The following is a 24210-nucleotide window of genomic DNA, read 5'->3' as shown; positions in this document are numbered from 1 at the left end:
CATGGATATCCGCGCCGCAGAAATCTCGAAGGTCATCAAGGACCAGATCGCCAATTTCGGCACCGAAGCTCAGGTTTCCGAGACGGGAACCGTGCTCTCGGTTGGTGACGGTATCGCCCGCATCCACGGCCTCGACAACGTCCAGGCCGGCGAGATGGTCGAATTCGCCAACGGCATCCAGGGTATGGCGCTCAACCTCGAGGCCGACAATGTCGGCGTCGTGATCTTCGGCACCGACAGCGAAATCCGCGAAGGCGACACCGTCAAGCGCACCGGCACGATCGTGGACGTTCCCGTCGGCAAGGGCCTGCTCGGCCGCGTGGTCGACGGCCTCGGCAACCCGATCGATGGCAAGGGCCCGATCCAGTACACCGAGCGCAAGCGCGTCGAGGTCAAGGCGCCGGGCATCATCCCGCGCAAGTCGGTGCACGAGCCCGTGCAGACCGGCCTCAAGGCGCTCGACGCGCTCGTCCCCGTGGGCCGCGGCCAGCGCGAGCTGATCATCGGCGACCGCCAGACCGGCAAGACGGCCGTCGCGATCGACACCTTCATCAATCAGAAGGGCGTCAACGCTTCGGGCGACGAGAGCCAGAAGCTCTATTGCATCTACGTCGCCGTCGGCCAGAAGCGCTCGACCGTCGCGCAGATCGTCCGCCAGCTCGAAGAGAACGGCGCGATGGAATATTCGATCGTCGTCGCCGCGACCGCTTCGGAGCCCGCGCCTCTCCAGTATCTCGCGCCCTATACCGGCGTGACCATGGGCGAGTTCTTCCGCGACAACGGCATGCACGCCGTGATCGTCTATGACGACCTTTCCAAGCAGGCCGTCGCCTATCGCCAGATGTCGCTGCTGCTCCGCCGTCCGCCGGGCCGCGAAGCCTATCCCGGCGACGTCTTCTATCTCCACAGCCGCCTGCTCGAGCGCGCTGCGAAGCTCAACGACGACAATGGCAATGGCTCGCTGACCGCGCTGCCGATCATCGAGACGCAGGCGGGCGACGTTTCGGCGTACATCCCGACCAACGTGATCTCGATCACCGACGGCCAGATCTTCCTCGAGACCGACCTGTTCTTCGCGGGTATCCGCCCGGCGATCAACGTCGGCCTCTCGGTGAGCCGCGTCGGCTCGGCCGCGCAGACCAAGGCGATGAAGAAGGTGTCGGGCTCGATCAAGCTCGAGCTCGCGCAGTACCGCGAAATGGCGGCGTTCGCGCAGTTCGGCTCGGACCTCGATGCGTCGACGCAGAAGCTGCTCAACCGCGGTGCGCGCCTGACCGAGCTGCTCAAGCAGCCGCAGTTCAACCCGATGCCCTTCGAGGAGCAGACCGCGTCGATCTTCGCGGGCACCAACGGCTATCTCGACACCATCCCCGTCGAGGCGGTCACCCGCTACGAAGCCGCGATGCTGGCCGATCTGCGCGCCAACCACGCCGACGTGCTCAAGACGATCCGCGAGACCAAGGATCTGGGTGACGAGGTCAAGGGCAAGCTCAAGGCTGCTCTGGACGCGTTCGCGAAGACGTTTGCGTAACCACTGAACCGTCATCCCGGACTTGATCCGGGATCCATGAACACGGTCGGTGCAAGTACTGGAACGATAATGTTCATGGATTCCCGCTTTCGCGGGAATGACGAAGAAAGAGGATTTGGAATTGGCAAGCCTCAAGGCCCTCAAACTGCGCATCGGCTCGGTGAAGTCGACGCAGAAGATCACCAAGGCGATGAAGATGGTCGCCGCCGCCAAGCTGCGTCGTGCGCAGGAAGCGGCGGTCGCCGGTCGTCCCTATGCCGAGCGCCTCGAAAAGGTGATGGGCAGCCTTGCCTCCAAGGTGACCATCAGCGCATCGAGCCCCAAGCTGCTCGCGGGCACGGGCAGCGATCAGGTGCACGTGATCATCGTCGCGACATCGGAGCGCGGCCTTGCGGGCGCGTTCAACACCAACATCGTCCGCGCCGCGCGCAAGAAGGCCGAAGAGCTGGTCGCCGCGGGCAAGACCGTGAAGTTCTACATCGCGGGCAAGAAGGGCCGCGCGGTGATCAAGCGCTTCCACGCCAAGCAGATCCTCGCGGATCACGAGATGGGCCACATCAAGAATGTCGCCTTCCCCGATGCGCAGGCGCTCGCCGAGGACGTCATCCGTCGCTACGAGGCGGGCGAGTTCGACGTCGCGCACCTGTTCTATGCGAAGTTCCAGTCGGCGCTCGTGCAGGTCCCCACGGGGCAGCAGATCATCCCCGTGCCGTTTCCCGAGGGCAGCGCCGAGAACGGATCGGGTGCGGCCGTCGAGTATGAGCCCGATGAGGAATCGATCCTCGCCGACCTGCTGCCGCGCAACGTTGCCGTCCAGATCTTCCGCGCGCTCCTCGAGAATGCCGCGTCCGAACAGGGCAGCCGCATGAACGCGATGGACAACGCCACGCGCAACGCGGGCGACATGATCAACCGCCTCAGCATCCAGTACAACCGGACGCGCCAGGCCGCGATCACCACCGAACTCGTCGAAATCATCTCCGGCGCCGAAGCGCTCTAAGAATTACAGGCAAGGAAAACCGTCATGGCTACCGCACCCAAGACCACCAAGGCTCCGGCCGAAAAGAAGGCAGCCGCGCCGAAGAAGGCTGCTGCTCCCAAGGCGGCCGCGCCCAAGGCCGCGGCTTCCGTTTCCGGCGCCACCGGCCGCATCAGCCAGGTCATCGGCGCGGTCGTCGACGTGACCTTCGAGGGCCGCCTTCCCGCGATCCTTTCGGCGCTCGAGACCGACAATAACGGCAACCGCCTCGTGCTCGAGGTTGCGCAGCACCTCGGTGAGAACACCGTCCGCACGATCGCGATGGACTCGACCGAAGGCCTGACCCGCGGCCAGGCGGTCGCCGACACCGGCAACCAGATCCAGGTCCCCGTCGGCCCCGCCACGCTCGGCCGCATCCTCAACGTCATCGGCGAGCCGATCGACGAGCGCGGCCCCGTCGCGACCGACCTGCGCGCGCCGATCCACGCCGAGGCTCCCGCCTTTGTCGACCAGTCGACCGACAGCTCGATCCTCGTCACCGGCATCAAGGTCATCGACCTGCTCGCTCCCTATGCGAAGGGCGGCAAGATCGGGCTCTTTGGCGGCGCGGGCGTCGGAAAAACGGTTCTTATCCAGGAACTGATCAACAACATCGCCAAGGGCCATGGCGGCACCTCGGTGTTCGCGGGCGTCGGTGAGCGTACCCGCGAGGGCAACGACCTTTATCACGAGTTCCTCGACGCGGGCGTTATCGCCAAGGACGCCGACGGCAACGCGGTGTCCGAAGGTTCGAAGGTGGCGCTGGTGTTCGGCCAGATGAACGAGCCCCCGGGAGCCCGCGCGCGCGTCGCTCTCTCGGGCCTGACGATCGCCGAATATTTCCGCGACCAGGAAGGCCAGGACGTGCTCTTCTTCGTCGACAACATCTTCCGCTTTACGCAGGCGGGCGCAGAAGTGTCGGCGCTTCTCGGCCGTATTCCTTCGGCCGTGGGCTACCAGCCGACTCTGTCGACCGACATGGGCGCGCTGCAGGAGCGCATCACCTCTACCAACAAGGGCTCGATCACCTCGGTGCAGGCCGTGTACGTCCCCGCGGACGACTTGACCGACCCTGCCCCCGCGACCTCGTTCGCCCACCTCGACGCGACGACCGTGCTTTCGCGCGCGATCTCGGAACTCGGCATCTATCCCGCGGTGGATCCGCTGGACTCGACCAGCCGCGTTCTCGAGCCCCGCGTCGTCGGTCAGGAGCACTATGAGACCGCCCGCGCCGTCCAGGCGATCCTGCAGAAGTACAAGTCGCTTCAGGACATCATCGCGATCCTCGGCATGGACGAGCTTTCCGAAGAGGACAAGCTGACCGTGTCGCGCGCCCGCAAGATCCAGCGCTTCCTGTCGCAGCCCTTCCACGTCGCCGAGGTGTTCACCAACATTCCGGGCAAGTTCGTGCAGATCGAAGACACCATCAAGTCGTTCAAGGCGGTTGTCGACGGCGAGTATGACCACCTGCCCGAAGCGGCCTTCTACATGGTCGGCGGCATCGACGAGGCGGTCGCCAAGGCGCAGAAGCTGGCTGCCGAGGCGGCGTGAGGCGTTCAGCCGGAGTTTGCATTGCAATAGCGTTCGCTTGCGTTGGTCAGGCGAAGGCGCAGACTCCGGCGCCGCACGAGCATTCATCGTTTCTTGGATCGCCCGAGGCGGAGATAGAGTCGCTTGCCCAGAACCTCGACAACATGGTCAAGGCGTGCAGTGCCATGGCTGTTCGCGGCGGGTCACAGGACAAGGCGGTAAGGCGGCCGGAGCAGTACGCGATCGACCAAGGGCTTCTGAAATTTTTAGAGGAGGCCCCCGAAGGATTGGAACAAGCCGCCAATCCCAAGTTCGGGTCGGCACGGTTTGCGCAATGGTTCGATCCACATGCGACGATCTACGTCATTTCATACGACGCCAGCCCCCTGTGTCGGGCATTTGTGCTGCGCTCGGAGTGGGCCAAGGGCGTCCGGCCAAAATTGTTCGAGTTGCTTCAGATCGACAATTTTTGGAAGGCAACTGAGATTGACTCCAAGATTGATAGTGCGGATGGCCCCATTGTCCGGTCAGTGTTCATGTCCAAGCCGGGCGTAAACGTCCAACCCATGATTACGATCACCGCTAACGACGGCCCTGCTACGGAAGGGCAACCTCAGATGACGATAGCGGTTTCACTTGTAGCTAAAGGCGAAGACTAATGCCCCTCCACTTCGAACTCGTCACCCCGGAAAAGCTCGTCCGCTCGGAGGAGGTCCACATGGTGGTCGTCCCCGGCACCGAGGGCGAATTCGGCGTGCTTGCGGGCCACGCGCCCTTCATGTCGACGATCAAGGACGGCGAACTCTCGATCTACAGGACCGAGAATGGCGCGCCCGAGACGATCCGCATCGAGGGCGGCTTTGCCGAGGTCAACGAAAAGGGCCTGACGGTTCTGGCGGAGAAGGCGGAAGCCTGATCGCCGTCGTCACCACGGGCCATTGAAAGGGCGGTGCCGATTGGCGCCGCCTTTTTCTTTTGGGCAACGGGCTCAAAGCTGCACACCTTGTGTCATTCCCGCGAAAGCGGGAATCCAGGGCCACCGCCTTTTCCGAGAGGATCCGCGTTCATGGATTCCCGCTTTCGCGGGAATGACACTGAAGGACGCGTTACTTCCGCTTATACGCCCACCGCATGGGCTTGCTGCCATCGGCCATCGCGATTTCGGCCATCAGCACATCGCCCGCGCGCCAATAGCGGACGCGCTGGGGATAGTCGTTCTCGCTATTGTGGAAGGTGACGCCCTGTGCCGCGTCCGCCCGCCAGGCAAAGGGGGTGCGCTCGGCACCATTGGGCGACGCCCAGAATTGCATTCCGCCGCCTGCCGGGTCCATGATGATCTGCATCGCTTCCCACAGATCCACCTTATCCCCCTTCCCGCTGCGGCTGCTGCCCAGCATCATGCCGCCGCGCGCCGTGGTCCAGCACTCCTCGGTCCAGCGATCGCCCGAATTGGCCTCCCAGCAACCCGCCATCCAGCCCGGCAGCTCCGCCTTCTCTTCGGCCGCGCCCGCGAGCATGGCCCAGCCCGCAATCGCGATCAGGAAACGCCTCGTCGTCATCGTCCGGTTCCCCACTTTGCCATCGCGCCTGCAGCGCGTCCGCGCAACGAACGCCGCAATTAGGCAATTGTCAAAGTTTCCATCCTATTCACCTTCTCCATCAATGCCCGTTGGGGCGCCGGACAAGGGATTGCAGGCAGGCATGAGCGCATTCGGAAAACGGGGTGGAATTGGCGGCGGTGCGAACAATCGGCCGTCCTTCGGTGTAGCGCGCCCGATGCAGGGCGGCGGTATCCCGCCCAAGGGGCCGAACGAGCCGCTCGGCGGGGCGCAGTTTCCGCCGCTCGATCCCGGCGCGATCGCGCCCGAGGACATGGCGGCATCGCCCGCAACCCAAAGCGACGCGATGAACCGGCTCGACAGCCGCATGAACGACGTTCACACGCATTCGAGCAAGGTCGAAGGCTTCGAGGCCTCGGTCCACAAGATCAAGGAACAGGTGCTGCCGCGCCTGCTCGAACGCGTCGACCCCGAGGCGGCCGCCACGCTCAACAAGGACGAGCTGGCCGAGGAATTCCGTCCCATCATCGGCGAGGTGCTCGCCGAGCTCAAGCTGACGCTCAACCGTCGCGAACAGTTCGCGCTTGAGAAGGTGCTCGTCGACGAACTGCTCGGCCTCGGGCCGCTCGAGGAGCTGCTCGCCGACAAGGACATCTCCGATATCATGGTGAACGGTCCCGAGCAGACCTATATCGAACGCAAGGGCAAGCTCGAGATCGCGCAGATCCAGTTTCGCGACGAGGAGCATTTGCTCCAGATCGCGCAGCGCATCTGCAACTCGGTCGGCCGCCGCGTCGACCAGACCACCCCGCTCGCCGACGCCCGCCTCAAGGACGGCAGCCGCGTCAACGTGATCGTGCCGCCGCTTTCGCTGCGCGGCACCGCGATCTCGATTCGTAAATTCTCCGACAAGCCGATCACGCTCGACATGATGGCGGGCTTTGGCTCGATGAGCCCCAAAATGGCCACATGCCTCAAGATCGCGGGCGCGAGCCGCTTTAACATCGTCATCTCGGGCGGTACCGGTTCGGGCAAGACGACGATGCTCAACGCGCTGTCCAAGATGATCGATCCGGGCGAGCGCGTGCTGACGATCGAGGACGCGGCCGAGCTTCGCCTGCAGCAGCCGCACTGGCTGCCGCTCGAAACACGCCCCGCCAACCTCGAAGGTCAGGGCGCGATCAGCATCCGCGACCTCGTCATCAACGCACTGCGTATGCGTCCCGATCGCATCATCCTCGGCGAAATTCGTGGCAGCGAGTGTTTCGACATGCTCGCGGCCATGAATACCGGTCACGACGGTTCGATGTGCACGCTCCACTCCAACAGCCCGCGCGAGGCGCTGGCGCGTATGGAGAACATGGTGATGATGTCGGACATCAAGGTGCCCAAGGAAGCCATCTCCCGGCAGATCGCCGACTCGGTCGACCTGATCGTGCAGGTGAAGCGCCTGCGCGACGGCTCGCGCCGCACCACCAACATCACCGAAGTGATCGGGATGGAGGGCGACGTGATCGTCACGCAGGAGTTGTTCAAGTTCGAGTATCTCGACGAGAGCCCCGACGGGAAGATCATCGGCGAGTATCGCGCGATGGGCCTGCGCCCGTACACGCTCGAAAAGGCCAAGCAGTTCGGCTTCGACCAGCCCTTCCTCGAGGCGTGCCTCTGACGCCGTATCAGCGCGTGGGTTTCACCACGCGCTGCTCGATCACCTGATCGAGCGTCCAGCGGATCGATGAGGCGTCCGCGGGGGGATTGTCGACTTTTTCCTCGATGATCCTCAGGCGGTATTCGATACCCGGCTCGAACTGGAAGCCGTCGATGCTGCCATAGAACAGCTGCCAGGGGTCGTCTTCCTTCTCGCGGACCTGCAGGCACGTCATCGGCGCGACGCCCGTGCACGGCCTGGTCTCGGCCGAGACATAGATGAACTTGCGCGGCGCAGCGGCGGCGGGCTTGTGCACGCCCCGATAGGTCAGCGCGACGCCGTTGGCGCTGTTGAGTGTCAGCCGATCGCCGGTCAGGCTGAAGCTCCTCACGCCGGTCAGCGCATCGACATAGGCGCGCTCCATCGCCATTGCGGGCTCGGGGCATGCCATCATCGTCGAGGCCATCGTGCCGCGGCCAGCGCCCATGCTGAGCGTGCTGCCTTCGGCCCGATAGCCGCCCATCACGCGGTTACACGTCGTCGAGCTCGAAAACCGGCCATTGGTCGGGTCGAAATCGAGCCGCAGCTTGCGTCCATCGGGCAAGGTCTGCCCTGTCCATTCGACAAGGTCCCAGCGGCTCGCGCCAAGCGCGGCTGCGGCGTCGGGCTGTGTCACAGTCGCCAGCCCTCCATTCTCGGGCTGGGCGCATCCGGCAAGCACTGCGGCAAGGCCGCACAGCATCAGGCCAGTGGCGCGATTGATCTTCATCGGTTCACTCCTTCCGCATGTTGAAGGCGGTTGCCGAAGTTCAGATGAATCGCGCCTTTAGCACATCATTGGAGCCCAAGCGGCTTTTTGATGTGTCCCATGCGAGCAACCTGCGCCTTGGGGCCCGCGGGACAGCCTCACTGGTGCAGCTTGAGCGCCACCGCGGTCAGCACCAGTGCCGCCATCACCGAGAACAGCGTGATCAGCGTCCAGGGCATGAATCCGACCTTGTCGAGATCGTCGCGGCGCTGGCGCCTGCGGTCGGCATAGCTCGCAAAGACCGCCAATGCGGCGGACGCGCCCGCCAATCCCCAAAGCTGCACTTGCAAGGCCCTTTCCGCGCCGCCACTATCCGTCCATCCAGATAGGAGAGGAGTTTCGATGCGCCAGTACCTCGCAGCATCCGCCGCGCTTTTTGTTGGCATCACGCCGCTGCACGCCCAGACCGACCATTCGGCGCACGCCACTCACACCGCCGCCCCATCGGCCGAACTGGCGGCGGCGACCGCCGCGCCGCATCGCAGCGATGCCAACAAGGCGCGCGACAAATATCGCCATCCCGCCGAAACGCTCGGCTTTTTCGGCGTGAAGCCGAGCGATACCGTGGTCGAGGTCAGCCCCGGCGGTGGCGGCTGGTATTCCGAAATACTGGCGCCCTATCTGGCCAAGAGCGGCACGCTCTATCTCGCACAGCCCGAAGGACGCTACCTGACCTCGCTCAAGGCCAAGGTCGCGGGCGATCCCGCAACCTTCGGCAAGGCCAAATGGGCCGACTTCCCGATGACGGCCGCGTCGGTGCCGGACGGCAGCGCGGATGTCGTGCTCACCTTCCGCAACGTCCACAACTGGATCATGGACAAGGACCCGACGCTGGCCGAGCGCGCCTTTGCGAGTTTCTTCCGCGTGCTGAAGCCCGGCGGCGTGCTCGGCATCGTCGACCACCGACTGCCCGAGAGCAGCGATGCGGCACTCGAAAAGTCGAGCGGCTATACCAAGCGCAGCACCATCGTCGCGCTCGCCGAAAAGGCGGGTTTCAAGTTGGCCGCGGAATCGGAGATCAACGCCAATCCCAAGGACAAGGCCGATGGCAAGGTCTGGCGCCTGCCGCCAACGCTGGGCGAAGGCGACAACAATCGCGAGGCCTATCTGGCGATCGGCGAAAGCGACCGCATGACGCTCAAGTTCGTGAAACCGGCAAAATGATCACACGGCGGGAAGCCGCTGTGCGGCTTCCCCCCAACCCCCGAGCGCCGACGATGCGGCGCGCGTGAGCAGCTTCTTCGCATCGCGCACGCTGAACTGCGAGGGCGCCTCGATCTTCGACAATTCGTTCCAGGAAACGGGCGCCGCCACCGGCGCCCCCGCACGCGCACGTGCCGAATAGGGCAGGACCGCGGTCGCGCCGCGCTGGTTGCGCAGCCAGTCGATGAAGATCCGCCCCTTGCGCTTGGCTTTTGACATGGTCGCGATGAAGCGCTGGGGTTCGCGTTCGGACAGCGCCAGCGCGAAACGCTGCGCAAAATCCTTGACCGCGGGCCATTCGGCGTCGGGGGTCAGAGGCACCACGACATGCAGCCCCTTGCCACCCGAGAGCAGCGGAAAGCTCGTCAAGCCGAGATCGTCGAGCGTCGAGCGCAGATCACGCGCGGCTTTCTTGACGTCTTCGAAAGTGACCGCCTCATCGGGGTCGAGATCGAAGACCATGCGGTCGGGCTTTTCGATATCGGGTACCGACGAGCCCCAGCCGTGGAACTCGATCGTTCCCATCTGGACGCAGGCGATCAGGCCGTCGATGTCGGCGGCGTAGAGATAGGGCTCGACGCTGCCGTCCTTCTCGCGGATGTCGACATGCCTTACCGCCTCGCCGAAGCTGCCCGCATCGTGCTTCTGGAAGAAGCACTTCTTCGCCCGCCCCTGCGGACAGCGCACAAGGCTGATTGGACGATTGAGCGCCCAGGGCGCCATCGCCGATCCGATCGCCTCGTAATAGGCGGCGAGATCGCCCTTGGTGACCTTCGCCTCGGGAAAGATCAGCCGATCGGGATTGCTGATCTTGACGCTCGCACCGACGATTTCCGAAGCCTCCGGCATAACGGCCTTCTCCTCTTTCACCGCAGCCGCCGGCTTGTCCTGGCGAAGGCCGATGAAGCTCGCATGGCGGACCACGCCTTCCGCGGTGAATTCCGCGAACGCGATCTCGGCTACAAGCCTGGGCGTCACCCAGCGCGCCCCTCGCGTCTCGGCGCGGGGAACCTCCACGGGCGCCGATTTGCGCTCGAGCTTCCCGAGCCCCGCCATGAGCGTATCGATATTGCGCGCATTGAAGCCCGTGCCAACCTTGCCCGCATAGCGCAGTCCATCGCTGTCGTTGAGTCCGAGGATCAGCGATCGCAGGGTTCGTCCGCTGGCGCTGCTCGGCGTCCAGCCCAGGATTACGAACTCCTGCCGCCTGGTGCATTTGGTCTTGAGCCAGGTCTGTGTGCGCCGTCCGCGATAGGGGGCATCGGCCTTTTTCGAGACCACACCCTCCTGCCCCGCCTTGCAGATGGCATCGAAGAGCTTTTCGCCACCGCCGAGCACATGTTCGGCATAGACGATCGGCGACCGCGCGTCCCTGAGCAGCGCGGCGAGCTTTTCCTTGCGCGCGATATTGGGAGTGCCCGTCAGATCCTTGCCATCGAGTGAAAGCAGGTCGAAGGCGAAGAGCGTGAAGCCCTGCCGTCCCTCGCTCAGTGCCGCCTGAAGAGCCGAGAAATTGGGATTCCCCCTGGTGTCGAGCTTGACGATCTCGCCATCGATCAGCGGGGCGGGGAGGTCGAGCGCGAGTGCGGCCTCAGCGATCTCGGAGAACTTGTCGGTCCAGTCGAGCCCCGAGCGCGTGTAAATCCTGGCCTTGCCGCCGCCCACGCCAAGCAGGCAGCGATAGCCGTCATATTTCATCTCGTGCAGCCAGCCGGTGCCCGCGGGCACATGATCGACCAGCGTCGCCAGCTGGACCGCGTGGAAGGCGGGTAGCTTCGCTGTTCCTCCCCGAGCTCTGCTCGGGGAGGGGGACCGCCGGAACGGCGGTGGAGGGGCAATCGCTGAGCCGGCCCCTCCACCATGCTTCGCATGGTCCCCCTCCCCCCGCTTCGCGCGGGGAGGATCGAGTTTTGCGGCCCTTGCCATTGCGGCGTCGAACGCCTTGCCCTTCTTGCCCTTGAGCGAGGTCGGGGGCGCTTTCGCCTCGATCTCGGCCATCGTCCGGCCCGTCTTCACGCTGGTCAGCTCGCGCGCGACCAAGGCATCGGCCGCGCCCGCATATTCGTCGTCGATCTTGCGCAGCAGCCAGTTCTCGCGCTTCTCGCCGGGGCGCGGCTTCATGCGGACGAGCAACCATTCACCCTTCATCCGCTCGCCATCGAGCGTGAAATGGAGGTGCCCATCCTTCAGCGTCTTGCGCGGGTCCTTGCCGGGTACCGGCGTCCAGGTGCCGCGATCCCAGAGCATCACCGTCCCGCCGCCATATTCGCCCTTGGGAATGCTGCCCTCGAAGCCGCCATAGCTCAGCGGATGATCCTCGGTGCGTACCGCGAGCCGCTTGTCCTCGGGGTCGAGGCTGGGCCCGCGTGTCACCGCCCAGCTTTTCAGCACCCCGTCGAGCTCGAGCCGGAAATCATAGTGCAGCCGGGTGGCATCATGCTTCTGGACGATGAAGCTGTTGCCCGTCTCGCGCCCGCGCTGGCCGCGCGGCTCGGCGGTCTTCGCGAAGTCGCGCTTGCGGTTATATTCGCCGAGCGGATCGGCGGCGCGAGCCATCGTTCACGCCCTTTTGCGCGTCGCGGGTTTCTTGGCCGCGGGCCTGGCGGGCGCCTTCTTCTTCGCCGGCGCCTTGCCCGCCGGCTTTTCGATCGACTTCTTGAGCGCGGCCATCAGGTCGATCACGTTCGATCCGCTGGGCCGTTCCTCGTCCTTGTCCTCGATGATCTTGCGTCCCTTCGCCTTGCGCTTCTTCTCCACAAGGTTCTTCAGCGCATCGACATAGCGGTCGTGGAATTCGCTGGCATCGAAGGGAGCCGCCTTCTTTTCGATCAGCGCCTCGGCGAGTTCCAGCAGCTCGGGATCGGGCTTGGCATCGCCGATGTCGCGGAAATAGCTGGTCGCGCGATTGACCTCGTCGGCGTAGCGCAGCGTCTCGATCACCATGCCGCGCCCGCAGGGCTTGAGGCTCACTACATATTCGCGGCCGCGCATCGCGAGCTGGCCGAGCCCGACCTTCTTCGTGCGCCTCAGCGCCTCGCGCAGCACGACATAGGCTTCCTCGGCCAGATCGTCGGCGGGGACGACATAATAGGGCTTCTCGTAATAGAGCACGTCGATCTCGTGCATGTCGACGAACTGGGTGAGCTCGAGCGTCTTCTTGCTCTCCAGCTTGACCGCCTCGATCTCGTCGGGTTCGAGCAGCACATAACTGCCCTTTTCATATTTGAAGCCCTTGAGGATCTCGTCCTTGTCGACGGGGCCGATACCCGGCACGACCTTTTCGTAGCGGATCGGCTTGCCCGAAGGTTCGTGGATCTGCCGGAACGCGATCGAGGCGCCCGATTTGGTCGCGGAGTAGATCTCCACCGGGATCGAGACCAGCGCCAGCCGGATCTGGCCCTGCCAGTAAGCGCGTGCCGCCATTTGCTTCTGCTCCTTTGCTACGGAGTCAGAATGAGCGAGGCGGCACGCGGGTTCCGATGGGATCAGTCGACCGCCTTGTAGGTCCGGCCATCCTTCATCACGAACGACACGCGCGTCAGCACCGAGACGTCGGCAAGCGGATCGCCCAAAACCGCGATCAGGTCGGCCGCCTTGCCGGGTTCGAGGCTGCCGACCTCCTTCTCGACGCCGAGCAGCGTCGCGGCGTTGACCGTCGCCGCCTCGATCGCCTGCATCGGCGTCATGCCGTGCTTGACCATCAGCGCGAACTCATCGGCATTACGGCCATGCTTGGAAACGCCGGCGTCGGTTCCGAATGCAATCTTCACGCCCGCGGGCACCGCCTTTTCGAGCGCCTTTCCGGTGATGCCGATGCGCCATTTCACTTTTTCGAGCACCGCGGGCGGATAGGCATCGGGATCGGCGGCGAGCCGCTCGAGATAGCCGTTCACCGTCGAGAGCGTCGGGACATACCAGGCGCCCGACTGCTTGAAGAGCTTGATGCTCTGGTCGTCGAGCAGCGTGCCGTGCTCGATCGAATCCGCGCCTGCGGCAAGCGCCATGTTGATCCCGTCGACCCCATGCGCGTGCACCGCGATCTTCTTGCCGTAGAGATGCGCGGTATCGACGAGCGCCTTCACCTCGTCGTCGAACATCTGGCGTCCGAGCCCCGCGCCGATGCGGCTGTTGACCCCAGCGGTGGTCGCGATCTTGATGACGTCGACGCCGCGGCGGATCTGCTTGCGTACCGCCTTGCGGCATTCGTCCGCGCCGTCGCAGAGATTTTCCTGATTGATCGCGCTGTGCAGTTCCTCCGCAATGCCGAGCGTCGCGTCCATATGGCCGCTTGTGGTCGACATCGGGCGGCCCGCATCGATGATCCGCGGACCGGGCACCACGCCCTTCGCCACCGCATCGCGCAGCGCCAGCGTCGCGCCGCTGCCGTCGCCGAGATTGCGTACGGTCGTAAAGCCGGCGTCGAGCGTCTTGCGCGCGTTGACGATCGAGCGAAAGGCGTTCGTGGCGGGCTCGGATTCGATGCTTTCGACGAGCGCCTGAACGCCCCCCGCGTCCGAATCGAGATGGACGTGGCTGTCGATCAGCCCGGGCAGCACGAAGCGGTTGGAGAGATCGACCAGCTTCGCGCCGGCAGGTGGCGCGACATGGCCGTCACGCACCTCTGCGATCCTGCCCTCGCGGATGATGATGGTGGTGGCGCCGCGCGGCGCCTTGCCCGGCCGGTCCAGCAACCGGCCCGCATGAATCCATGTCTCCGCCGATTGCGCCGGCTGCTGTGCCGCTGCCATGCCCGCCGACAGCACGAGCGCCATCGCCGCCATTCCACCCCAGATACGCATACCCCGCTCCTCGAACATTTGGTTATGCTTCAGGAGCTAAAGGGCGTGCCGGGCTTGTCAACCGCGTGACGACACAGGCCTTGTCGCGGCACGCCGCCGCGCCTTGCGCTGCTGCCCGCGCGACGACCAGAAGGTGAAGACCGCGAAACCGCCGAGCATCGCCAGCGTCAGGCCGGAGACGGTCATCACCAGCCGGTAGGCAAGGCCGCCGACCTTGGCGGCATGAAGCGGATAGGCAAGGTTGAAGATGCGCGAACCCAGCGGCAGTGCGAGCCCGTCGCGCGTCCCCACCACGCGCCCGTCGGCAGGGTCGAACCAGACATAGGTGCGCCCCTGCGGCAGCCATTCATCGGCGCGGCGCAACCGCATCGCGATCATTTCGCCGGGCTCGTCGGGCAGCGCGATGACGCGCGGCTCGGCGTCCGGAAAGCGCGCCTTGGCGTCAGCGACTAGGCGGACCCAGCCCTCCCCCTTGATAGCCAGCGCGCCGCCCTTGTGCTCGGGCGGGGCCAGCGCCGCCTTCATTTCGGCGGGCGACGAGAAGGGGCTGAGCAGGAAATTCCGGACGGGCTTGAGCACAAGCACCGTACCCGTCAGCATCGACAGAAAGAGCAGCGGTGCGATGACGACGCCCAGATCGCGATGGTGCCGGACGATCGCAGGGCGCGACATGCGCTTGGGCCAGATGCGGAATTCAAAGGTCTTGCGCGTCCGCCACCACAGAATGATCCCGGTGATGACGAAACCGAGCCCGATGAGCCCGGCGATTCCCGCGATCGTCTCGCCCGTGTCGCCGGTCAGCAGGTGATGATGCAGGTCGAACAGCCAGGTTTCGGGGCGACCCCAGCTGCTGTCCCAGCGCGCGACGACATGTCCCGCCTGATCGGCATAACCCCCTGCCCCTTTGCCGAAGTTGAACTGGTGGAGCCCCCTGCCGTCGGTTGCGAGCACGATCGAGCGCGGCGCGTCCGCGGCGTCGAACAGTTGCGCGGCCGCCCCGCCGATCGCCGCCGCGTCGCCGCGATAGGCATCGGCGGCGTGCGGCACTGTCGCGCGCAGGAACGCATCCTTGTGGACAAGCATCGCGCCGCTCAATCCGAGCACCGCGAGCACCAGGCCGATCAGCCCGCCGGTCCAGCGATGGATCAGGTCGAGCGCGCGCATCATCAGAAGCGATAGTCCCAGCCCAGCGTGAAGGTGCGTCCGCGGCCAGCGAAATAAAGCAGATTGTCCCCCGCGCGCGTCGTGTCGCTGTTGTAGGTAATATACTGTTCGTTGAGCAGATTCTGGACGCTGAGCGAGATGCCGCCGAATCTGGTCGCGTAGCGCACCGACGCGTCGACCACTGTGTAACCGTCGAACGCATTTTCCTTTTCGGTCAGAAGTTGCGCTGCCGTGGGGTTGATGAACAGGTCGAACCGCCGCGACAGGTAGAACTGGCTCTGCAGACGCGCGCTGAACGGGCCATTTCGATAATTCGCGGCGAGGTTGAAGCGGTCGGGCGAGATATTGGCGCCGTCAAGGTCGATGTCGACCACCTCGTCCTGGTTGCTGTCGGTGCGGCCCGTCAGATGCGCATAGCCCGCCGAGACATCAAGGCCCGGGATCGGCATCTGCACCGCCACATTGAGTTCGAGCCCCTCGATCTCGATGCGCTGGCGCTGAACGTTGAACACGCCGTTCTGCAGCACGAGAAGGCTGCCCTTCTTGCTCGACGACCAGAAATAGGCAGCGCTGGCGTTGAGCGGGCCGCGCTTCAGCTCGACGCCGATTTCGCGATTGTTCGACACCACGGGTTCGAGGTCGATATAGGTATCGATGTCGATGTTGGGCTGATTGATCCCGCGCAGGATGCGGCCGATATCGGCGATGGTGTAACCCTCGGCATAGGAGGCGTAGGCACGCACGCCCTCGACCGGCTCGATCACCACACCGCCGTTGATCAAGGCATCCTGGAACGAGCGCGAGCCACCCGAGACGGCGACGCCGCCGAAGACATTGTTGGGCGCGGGGCGCGACAGCGTCGTCGAGGCGAGCGTGTGGAAGTCGTCCACCTTGAGCTTGTCATTCTCCCAACGCACGCCGCCCGCCAGATGCACCTTGTCGTCGAGAAGCGCGAGATTGAGCTGGCCGAACGGCGCGAGCGTCACGAACTCGGTGGGCGGGACCCAGGCACGGCCGGTCTGGACGAGCGACTGCTCGGTCTTGTCGACCATCGCGTCAAAGCCGATTGTTCCGGTCAGGCCGTCAATGATCGTGCGCTCGTAGCTGATCTTGCCGCCGATCTTGCGCGATTTGTTCGCCGACTGGTCGAACAATGTTCCGTTGGGCGCGATCGTCGGATCCTGGAAGGTGTCGTTGGGGCGTGGCACGGGGCCGCCGAACACATCGTTCGTCTTGTTGTAGAACAGCTGCGCGACGAGATGCCCGCCCGCCAGATCGTCGTCGGTCAGCGTCAGCGACACCGAATTGGCCGTGTTGGACGGCGGCGTGCCGGGCGCGGTGCCGCGCTTGCTGCTCGTCGGTAGACCGGTCGCGCGGTTGCCCGCAACGACCACATAGTCACCATCGCCGTTGAGCTCGAAATGGTTGGCGATGAGATCGAGCCGCACGCTGTCACTCACCTGCCAGCCGAAGCGGCCGAATACTGACCAGCTCTTCGAATCCTGCACCTCGCCCTGCGTGCCGTCGACGCCGATCCGGCGCCCGTCAGCATCGTAAAAGGCGCCGCGCGTCTCATAGGTCGCGCCTACCGTCGCGTCGAACGCTCCGCCACGCCAGCTGACGAGACCTGCAATCTTGCCGCCGAATCCGTCGCTGGAGAAATCATTGTCTGCGGAGCCCTGCAGTAATGCGCGACCGCTGAAGCCGTCCTTGGTCGGCGGCCCAACGGTTACCTGGTTGACGACGCCGCCCGTCGCACCGATGCCCTGAAGCGCGTTCGAGCCGTAGATCAGCTCGATCCGGTCGATGAAAAAGGGATCGATCGTGTAGCCGTCGCGCGATCCGTCGCGGATCGGCGTCGACTGCGGAACGCCGTTGATCGCGTAAAGCGGTGAACGCCCACGCAGCGTCTCACCCGCGCCCGACAGTTTCTGCCGGGTCGGCGAGAAGGATGGCGACAGGTTGGAGACCGCATCGACCACGGAACCTGCGATCGAAACCTGCTGCGCAAGACTTTCGGAGTCGATGACGTCGACCGTCAAGGGCAGCGCGCTCGCAGGCAGTTCGGTACGCGCGGCAGTCACCACGATCGCGTCTGCGTCCCCCGCATCGACCGCACTCGCCTCATCCGCGGTTTCGGCGTGCGCCGGCAGGCAGGTGAAGGCCACGCAGGCAAGCAAGGACGAGCGAAAGGCAAGACGGCGCACGAAACGATTCCCCTTAAGACGCAACAATCCGGATGCGCCCTAACGGCAATGAGAATGACTAGCAATAGCGACTTTGTGGATTTGCTTGCCGCCTCCTCACCTTACGCCGGACCGCACAAATGACGATCTGCAATGCTGCCCCGTACGCTTCCGCACCGGCGGCCGAGCGGCTGCCGGCGAAGAAGGTCGCATCCAGATGGCCTATGCGTGAAATGTGAAGTCGGAGCGCGCGTCCGCGCAGTTCGCGCCTATTTGCTCAGCTTGTCGATCTTGTCCTGGAGACTGGCGAGCTGCTGCTTGAGCGCCTCGATCTCGTCGTCCTTGGTTTCGGGCGCGGCAGGCTTTGCTTCGCTCCCCGGCTTGAACGCGCTGGCCGCCGCCTCGAACATCGCCATGTTGCGCTTCGCCATCTCGGCAAAGGGTCCGTGGCTGAACGCGCCCTCGACCGCGCTGCGGAACTGTTCCTGATTGCGGCGAAAGCTCTCCATCGACGCTTCGAGATAGCCCGGCACGACGGCCTGCATCGAATCGCCATACATCGAGATCAGCTGGCGCAGGAAGTTGACGGGCAACATCGTCTGGCCGCGTGCTTCCTCCTCCATGATGATCTGGGTCAGCACATTGTGCGTGATGTCTTCCTCGGTCTTGGCGTCGAGCACCTTGAACTCGCGCCCCTCGCGCGTCATCTGGGCGAGGTGGTCGAGCGTGATGTAGCTTGAGGTATCGGTATTGTAGAGGCGGCGGTTCGCGTATTTCTTGATGATGACCGTGCCGTCCCCTGACGAAGATTTCTTCATGATAGAGAATACCCCGCAAACAAATATGTACGACACTGCACCATTTGATGCCGCACCGCAACACGGGCCCCGCCCGCTGCCGCTGTTTCTGGATTTGCTGCGCAGCGAAACCGCAGCATCGCCCGAACGCATGGCGGCGGCACTGGCGGGATTGCGCGCCTATCAGCACGCGCCGCGACACGATCGGCCGGCGCCGATGCCCGTCGTTGCGCGCTCTGGCAGGGCGTGCCTGCGTGATTATGGCGGCAGCGGCCGCCCGGTGATCTTCGTGCCATCCCTGATCAACCCGCCCTTCGTGCTCGACCTTGCCGAGGACAATTCCATGCTGCGCTGGCTGATCGGTGCGGGCATCCGCCCATTGCTGCTCGACTGGGGAGTCCCGCTTGCCGAGGAACGCGATCTCGACATCGCCGGCCATATCGAAAAATTCCTGCTGCCGCTGATCGACGCACTGGACGCGCGCCCCGCCCTCGCGGGCTATTGCCTCGGCGGCACGATGGCGCTCGCCGCCGCGGCACTGCGACCCATGGCAGGGCTCGCGCTTATCGCGGCGCCGTGGAACTTCAACGGCTTCCCCCCCGCAGCGCGCGCGGACATGCTGGCGCTCTGGGCGAGCGCAAGGGCGAGTTGCGACATGATCGGCTCCTTGCCGATGGAGGTTCTGCAGACCGCCTTCTGGCGGCTCGACCCCGCGCGGACGATCGCGAAGTACGAGGCGCTGGCGGCGCTTGATCCGGCGGACCCGGCAATGCGCGGCTTTGTCGCGCTCGAGGACTGGGCCAATGGCGGCGCCCCCCTGACTTTCGGCGCGGGAAGGCAGGCATTCGAGGATTTTTTCGGAAGTGACACACCCGGACAGGGGGCATGGTCGGTCGCGGGCAAGCAGATCCTGCCCGAGAGCATCACCTGCCCGGTATTCGACATCATTTCCCTGAAAGACAAGATCGTGCCCGCGGCGACCGCGACTGGTCTGCCAAGTCGCCTGGAGCTGGGCGCGGGTCATGTCGGCATGGTCGTTGGCCGCAGTGCACAAGAAAACCTGTGGCAACCGCTCGGCCGCTGGCTTTCGCAATTGCAGCACCAGTGATAGAGAGCGCCCGCACCGATCCTCAAGCCGGAGTCGACACCATGACCGATATCGTCATCACCGCCGCCAAGCGCACCCCCGTTGGCAGCTTCCTTGGCGCGTTCGGATCGACGCCGGCGCATGAGCTGGGGCGCGTCGCGATCGAGGCAGCACTCGCGCAGGCGGGCGTTGCGGGCGAAGAGGTGTCCGAGGTCATTCTTGGCCAGGTGCTGACGGCGGCGCAAGGGCAGAACCCCGCGCGCCAGGCATCGATGGCCGCGGGCATTCCCAAGGAAGTCCCCGCCTGGGGCGTCAACCAGGTGTGCGGATCGGGACTGCGCGCGGTCGCGCTGGCGGCGCAGGCGGTGGCGACGGGCGATGCCACGATCGTCGTCGCGGGCGGCCAGGAAAGCATGTCGCTCAGCCCGCACGCGCAGATGATGCGCGGGGGCACCAAGATGGGTGCGCTCGAACTGGTCGACACGATGATCAAGGACGGGCTCACCGACGTCTTCAACGGCTATCACATGGGCATCACCGCCGAGAACCTCGCCGAACAATATCAGGTGACGCGCGAGGATCAGGACGGGTTCGCGGTGCGCTCGCAAAATCTGGCGGAGGCCGCGCGGGCCGCGGGCCGCTTCGTCGACGAGATCGTCGCGGTCACGATCAAGGGGCGCAAGGGCGACACGATCGTCGATCAGGACGAATATATCCGCGCGGGCGTGACGCTCGACAGCGTTTCGGGCGTGCGCCCCGCCTTCAAGAAGGACGGCACCGTCACCGCCGCCAATGCGAGCGGGCTCAACGACGGCGCCGCGGCGCTGGTGATCATGTCGGCCGACGAGGCTGCACGGCGCGGTGCGCCCGTACTTGCGCGCATCGCGAGCTGGGCCTCGGCGGGCGTCGATCCCTCGATCATGGGCATCGGCCCCGTGCCCGCGACACGCCGCGCGCTCGAAAAGGCGGGCTGGAGCGTCGCCGACCTCGACCTGATCGAGGCCAATGAGGCCTTTGCCGCGCAGGCGCTGTGCGTCGGGCGCGAGCTCGGCTTCGACCCCGACAAGGTCAACGTCAATGGCGGCGCGATCGCGATCGGCCACCCCATCGGCGCTTCGGGCGCGCGCGTGCTGGCGACGCTGCTTTACGAGATGCAGAAGCGCGACGCGAAAAAGGGGCTGGCGACGCTGTGCATCGGCGGCGGCATGGGCATAGCCATGTGCGTCGAGCGCTGAATCCCTAACATAATTTAACCATTGGCTGATTCGAGCGGCATTGCCGCGCCGCAAATGGTTGCACCCGGTCCCCGTGGCGAGGTTCCGTCACGCGGCGCATAGCCGCATCCGCATCGACCCGATCGGGCCTTTGCAATAATATTACATTCAACGAAATATTTCGGAAATGTTTTAGCGCCACGGATGGCTGCAAGGCATCATCCGTTCATCCACCTGTATCGATCGGGCGCAGCAACACTTTGCAATGATGTTGCAAAAATACATCATCGCCCGACGAAAGTTGGCTTAATCTCTCATGAATATTGCCCTGGATGGCGCGTTCGTGGTCCATCTCGTCGCAAGCGGCCCACAGCTGGTCGCCTATCTGGGAGACATCACACATGAAATTACGGCATTTGCTTGCCAGCACTGGTGCGTTGGGCCTTACCATCGCGCTGGCCCAACCCGCCCTAGCGCAGGATCAAGTAGCCGCGGCCGATCAGGCGGCCGAGACCGAAGCCCCCGCGGACGCCATCGTCGTCACCGGTTCGCGCATCCGCAGCGCCAATCTTGAATCGACCGTTCCGATCACGACAGTGACCGGTGAGGAGTTCTTCCAGACGGGCCAGACCTCGGTCGGCGACATCCTCAACGAACTGCCCCAGCTGCGCAGCACCTTCAGCCAGGGCAACTCGACGCGCTTCCTCGGCACGCGCGGCCTCAACCTGCTCGATCTTCGCGGTCTGGGCACGCAGCGCACGCTGGTTCTCGTCAACGGCCGCCGCCACGTCGCCGCCGACATCCTTTCGAACGGCGTCTCGCCCGACACCAACACCTTCCCGACCGACCTGATCGAGCGCGTTGAACTGGTGACCGGCGGTAACTCGTCGATCTATGGTTCGGACGCGATCGCGGGCGTTGTCAACTTCATCCTCAAGGACGATTTCGAAGGACTGGAAGTTCGCGGCCAGGGCGGCATCAGCAAGTACAACGACGCCGGCAACCAGTATGTCTCGGCGCTCGCGGGCACCAACTTCGCGGACGATCGCGGCAATATCGCGCTCAACCTCGAATATTCGCACCAAAGCCGCTACTATGGTTCGGGTCGTCCCAATCTGAGGACCAACGACAACTTCGTTATCGTCGACAGCGACGGGGCGGGTTCGGTCAACGGCGCCGACGATGTGGTCGACCGCATCTTCTTCCGCGACATCCGCTCGGCGACGATCTCGCTCGGCGGTATGGTCGCCTTGCGCTATTCAAACGCTGCAGCGCCGTGCGGCAAGGACGCGCTTGGCGCGGCGTTCACCTGCGCCTCGTTGTTCCAGCCCAACGGTTCGCTTGTCGCACAGACCGGCACGCGCGTCGGCCTTGGCCCGAACGGCAACTTCATCGGCGGCAACGGCGCGTCGAACCGCGAAGGTCAGTTGCTGACGCTGATACCCGACCTGACGCGCTACTCGGCCAACCTCATCGGCCACTTCGAGGTCTCCCCCGCGTTCGTTCCGTTCATCGAAGCGAAGTACGTCCGCACCGAAGCGTTCGGTTCGCAGAGCGGTCCGTTCTTCTCGCAGGGTCAGACGTTGGCTGACGGCATCTTCGTTGCCGGCCTCAATGACCCGTCCTACTTCATCTCGGGCGGCGCGCGCGGCGCTGTGAACCGCGAAGGTATCCGGCTGGATAACCCCTATCTGTCGGCCCAGGCACGCGCTGCTCTCACTACGCAGCTCCTGGCGACCACGGTCAACCCGAACACGGGTGCCGCGCTCACCGCCGCGCAGCTCACCGCTCAGCAGGCCGCGATCAACAATGGTTCGTTCCGCTTCAGCCTGCGTCGCAACTGGGTCGACCTCGGCATTCGCGACGAAAACATCAAGCGCGAAACCTACCGCTTTGTCGGCGGTGTGCGTGGCGACTTCAATGATGACTGGAACTACGAGCTCTCGCTGAACTACGGCGAATACAAAGAGCGCAACCGGATCGAAGGCAACATCAACACGCAGCGTTACCTGCTTGCCGTCGACTCGGCGGTCGACCCGGCAACCGGTCGCATCGTTTGCCGTTCGCAGATCGATCCGCGTTATGCAGGCGACGACGTTGGCGGCAATCCGGCGGTCCTTGCCGCCGATATCGCGGCCTGCGTTCCGATCAATCCCTTTGGCCAGGGTTCGGTCAGCCAGGCGGCGCGTGACTATCTCACCGTCCAGTCCGAAGCGAGGGGCAAGATCACCCAGTTCGTCGCGAGCGGCTTCGTTGCTGGCGATCTCAGCCAGCTGTTCGAGCTGCCCGGTGGCCCGATCGGCTTCTCGGTCGGTGCGGAATATCGCCGTGAGACCAACGAGTACGACCTCGACGATCTGACGCAGGCCGGTTACGCCTTCTACAACGCCATTCCGTCGTTCTCGTCGCCCGCCTTCGAGGTGAAGGAAGCGTTTGCAGAGGTTCGCGTTCCGCTGATCAAGGACGTGCCGCTGCTTCAGGAACTGACGCTCTCGGGCTCGGGTCGTGTCGCCGACTACAAGGGCGCAACCGGCACGGTGTACGCGTATAGCGGCGGCATCGACTGGCGTCCGATCCAGGATCTGCGCCTGCGCGGAACCTATTCGCATTCGGTCCGCGCGCCGAACCTGTCCGAGCTTTTCTCGGCACAGGGCCAGAACTTCGCCCCGGGCTTCGTCGATCCCTGCTCGGCCCGCAACCTGGCGACGGGTTCGGCGAACCGCGTCGCGAACTGCACCGCGGCCGGTCGTCCGGCGGGCTATGACTATGTCTACTCGTCGTCGCTCGAAATCGTCAGCGGCGGCAACCCGGACCTGAAGGAAGAGACGTCGGATTCGTGGACCGTCGGTGGTGTCTTCACACCGTCGTTCCTGCCCGGTTTCTCGATCTCGGCTGACTATTTCGACATCACCGTCGACAACGTCATTGCCTCGGTCTCGGCGCAGCAGATCGCGAACCTCTGCTACGACTCGCCTGATCTGAACAACCAGTTCTGCGCGCTCTTCGAGCGTGCAGGGGCGAGCGGCGGTCCGCGTGGCGAAGAGCCCTTCCGGATCCTCGAAGGCTCACTGCTCCAGGCTTCGACGAACTTCGCGAAGCTGAAGGCACGCGGCATCGACACGAACGTGGACTACACCCACGATCTCGGCTGGGGTAAGCTGAACCTGAGCGCAATCTGGACTCACATGTTCCAGCGCGACGACTTCACCAACCCGTCGAACCCGGACTTCAAGAACCGGATCCTGGGTGAACTGGGCGATCCGACCGATCAGGTGAACTTCAACTCGAGCCTCAAGTTCGGCAGGTTCACCTTCGGTTACCAGATGCGCTGGATCGACCAGATGTATCTCAACACCTATGAGGACTTTAACCCGCTGAACGGCCTGCCGCCGCAGAACGCGGACTACGGTCCGGTGAAGTTCTATCCGGACGTCTTCTATCACGACATCCGGATGGACGCCGAGGTGAACGAGAACTTCAACGTTTACCTGGGTGTCGACAACGTCACCAACACCAAGCCGCCGTTCGGGCTGACCGGCGTCGGCGCGGGTTCGGGTATCTACGACACGCGCGGCCAGTACTTCTACGCGGGCGTCGTGGCGAAGTTCTGATCGACATCGACACACAAACTGAAAGGCCGGGACTTCCTCCCGGCCTTTTTTTTCG

19 protein-coding genes are annotated in these 24210 nt (G+C 64.4%); 10 read left to right on the top strand and 9 right to left on the bottom strand.

Going from position 1 to position 24210, the window contains the following annotated elements; translation table 11 throughout:
- The first annotated feature begins 1 nt into the window (after position 1).
- The 5 genes from atpA (at position 2) to AC3WJD_RS05910 (ending at position 4995) form a co-directional block, all read left to right on the top strand.
- Positions 2–1531: a F0F1 ATP synthase subunit alpha gene (gene atpA, locus AC3WJD_RS05930; protein ID WP_492745405.1), complete on the top strand. Its 1530-nt coding sequence runs from the start codon at positions 2–4 to the stop codon at positions 1529–1531.
- Between the two features lie 121 nt (positions 1532–1652).
- Positions 1653–2531: a F0F1 ATP synthase subunit gamma gene (locus AC3WJD_RS05925; protein ID WP_492745403.1), complete on the top strand. Its 879-nt coding sequence runs from the start codon at positions 1653–1655 to the stop codon at positions 2529–2531.
- 24 nt (positions 2532–2555) lie between these two features.
- Positions 2556–4100, top strand: coding sequence for a F0F1 ATP synthase subunit beta (gene atpD / locus AC3WJD_RS05920; RefSeq protein WP_492745401.1), 1545 nt, complete (start codon positions 2556–2558; stop codon positions 4098–4100).
- 164 nt (positions 4101–4264) lie between these two features.
- Entirely contained in the window at positions 4265–4738 is a 474-nt protein-coding gene (locus tag AC3WJD_RS05915) for a hypothetical protein (RefSeq protein ID WP_492745399.1), read from the top strand.
- Positions 4738–4995 (top strand): ATP synthase F1 subunit epsilon, encoded by a 258-nt coding sequence (locus AC3WJD_RS05910; RefSeq protein WP_492745397.1) that lies wholly within the window; start codon positions 4738–4740, stop codon positions 4993–4995. Before AC3WJD_RS05915 ends, AC3WJD_RS05910 begins: the two co-directional genes overlap by 1 nt.
- A 190-nt stretch (positions 4996–5185) precedes the next feature.
- Here AC3WJD_RS05910 and AC3WJD_RS05905 read toward each other — a convergent pair whose 3' ends face one another.
- On the bottom strand, positions 5186–5638 hold the full coding sequence (locus tag AC3WJD_RS05905; protein WP_492745395.1) for a DUF6265 family protein: 453 nt from the start codon (positions 5636–5638) through the stop codon (positions 5186–5188).
- 142 nt (positions 5639–5780) lie between these two features.
- On the opposite strand from AC3WJD_RS05905, the gene AC3WJD_RS05900 reads away from it, so the two are divergent.
- Positions 5781–7307 carry a TadA family conjugal transfer-associated ATPase gene (locus tag AC3WJD_RS05900; protein WP_492745393.1) on the top strand — a complete coding sequence of 509 codons (1527 nt, stop codon included), beginning with the start codon at positions 5781–5783 and terminating at the stop codon, positions 7305–7307.
- A 7-nt stretch (positions 7308–7314) separates the two neighbouring features.
- Here the strand turns inward: AC3WJD_RS05900 and AC3WJD_RS05895 are convergent, their stop codons facing one another.
- Both AC3WJD_RS05895 and AC3WJD_RS05890 read right to left on the bottom strand, forming a co-directional pair.
- The gene (locus AC3WJD_RS05895; RefSeq protein ID WP_492745392.1) at positions 7315–8055 is read right to left on the bottom strand and encodes a DUF4377 domain-containing protein; all 741 of its coding nucleotides are present in this window, start codon (positions 8053–8055) and stop codon (positions 7315–7317) included.
- Positions 8056–8192: 137 nt separating this feature from the next.
- The gene (locus AC3WJD_RS05890) at positions 8193–8378 is read right to left on the bottom strand and encodes a hypothetical protein (RefSeq protein ID WP_492745444.1); all 186 of its coding nucleotides are present in this window, start codon (positions 8376–8378) and stop codon (positions 8193–8195) included.
- Between the two features lie 58 nt (positions 8379–8436).
- Here AC3WJD_RS05890 and AC3WJD_RS05885 point away from each other — a divergent pair, with 58 nt between their 5' ends.
- Positions 8437–9258: a class I SAM-dependent methyltransferase gene (locus AC3WJD_RS05885; RefSeq protein ID WP_492745390.1), complete on the top strand. Its 822-nt coding sequence runs from the start codon at positions 8437–8439 to the stop codon at positions 9256–9258.
- On the opposite strand, the gene ligD is transcribed toward AC3WJD_RS05885, so the two are convergent.
- The 6 genes from ligD to phaR all read right to left on the bottom strand — a co-directional run bounded on the left by ligD (position 9259) and on the right by phaR (position 18264).
- Positions 9259–11853 carry a DNA ligase D gene (gene ligD / locus AC3WJD_RS05880; protein WP_492745388.1) on the bottom strand — a complete coding sequence of 865 codons (2595 nt, stop codon included), beginning with the start codon at positions 11851–11853 and terminating at the stop codon, positions 9259–9261.
- 3 nt (positions 11854–11856) lie between these two features.
- Complete coding sequence (ku, locus tag AC3WJD_RS05875; protein WP_492745386.1) at positions 11857–12720, bottom strand: non-homologous end joining protein Ku; 864 nt, start codon at positions 12718–12720, stop codon at positions 11857–11859.
- A gap of 62 nt (positions 12721–12782) precedes the next feature.
- Positions 12783–14096 carry a metal-dependent hydrolase family protein gene (locus AC3WJD_RS05870; RefSeq protein ID WP_492745384.1) on the bottom strand — a complete coding sequence of 438 codons (1314 nt, stop codon included), beginning with the start codon at positions 14094–14096 and terminating at the stop codon, positions 12783–12785.
- A 57-nt stretch (positions 14097–14153) separates the two neighbouring features.
- Entirely contained in the window at positions 14154–15263 is a 1110-nt protein-coding gene (locus tag AC3WJD_RS05865) for a PepSY-associated TM helix domain-containing protein (protein ID WP_492745382.1), read from the bottom strand.
- Complete coding sequence (locus tag AC3WJD_RS05860; RefSeq protein WP_492745380.1) at positions 15263–17467, bottom strand: TonB-dependent receptor; 2205 nt, start codon at positions 17465–17467, stop codon at positions 15263–15265. Before AC3WJD_RS05860 ends, AC3WJD_RS05865 begins: the two co-directional genes overlap by 1 nt.
- 248 nt (positions 17468–17715) lie before the next feature.
- On the bottom strand, positions 17716–18264 hold the full coding sequence (gene phaR / locus AC3WJD_RS05855) for a polyhydroxyalkanoate synthesis repressor PhaR (RefSeq protein WP_492745378.1): 549 nt from the start codon (positions 18262–18264) through the stop codon (positions 17716–17718).
- Between phaR and AC3WJD_RS05850 the strand changes: the two genes are divergently transcribed.
- From AC3WJD_RS05850 to AC3WJD_RS05840, 3 genes are all read left to right on the top strand, one after another.
- Positions 18263–19351 carry an alpha/beta hydrolase gene (locus AC3WJD_RS05850; RefSeq protein ID WP_492745377.1) on the top strand — a complete coding sequence of 363 codons (1089 nt, stop codon included), beginning with the start codon at positions 18263–18265 and terminating at the stop codon, positions 19349–19351. The two genes, phaR and AC3WJD_RS05850, sit on opposite strands and share 2 nt — an antisense overlap.
- Before the next feature lie 41 nt (positions 19352–19392).
- Positions 19393–20565, top strand: coding sequence for an acetyl-CoA C-acetyltransferase (locus AC3WJD_RS05845; RefSeq protein WP_492745376.1), 1173 nt, complete (start codon positions 19393–19395; stop codon positions 20563–20565).
- 380 nt (positions 20566–20945) lie between these two features.
- Entirely contained in the window at positions 20946–24155 is a 3210-nt protein-coding gene (locus AC3WJD_RS05840; RefSeq protein ID WP_492745374.1) for a TonB-dependent receptor domain-containing protein, read from the top strand.
- Positions 24156–24210 lie beyond the last annotated feature (55 nt).

The organism is Sphingobium sp. FW306-1B-F04DB, assembly GCF_058781925.1.
Note: the sequence above shows the minus strand (reverse complement) of the source record. Positions and strands in the feature narration are given on the sequence as shown.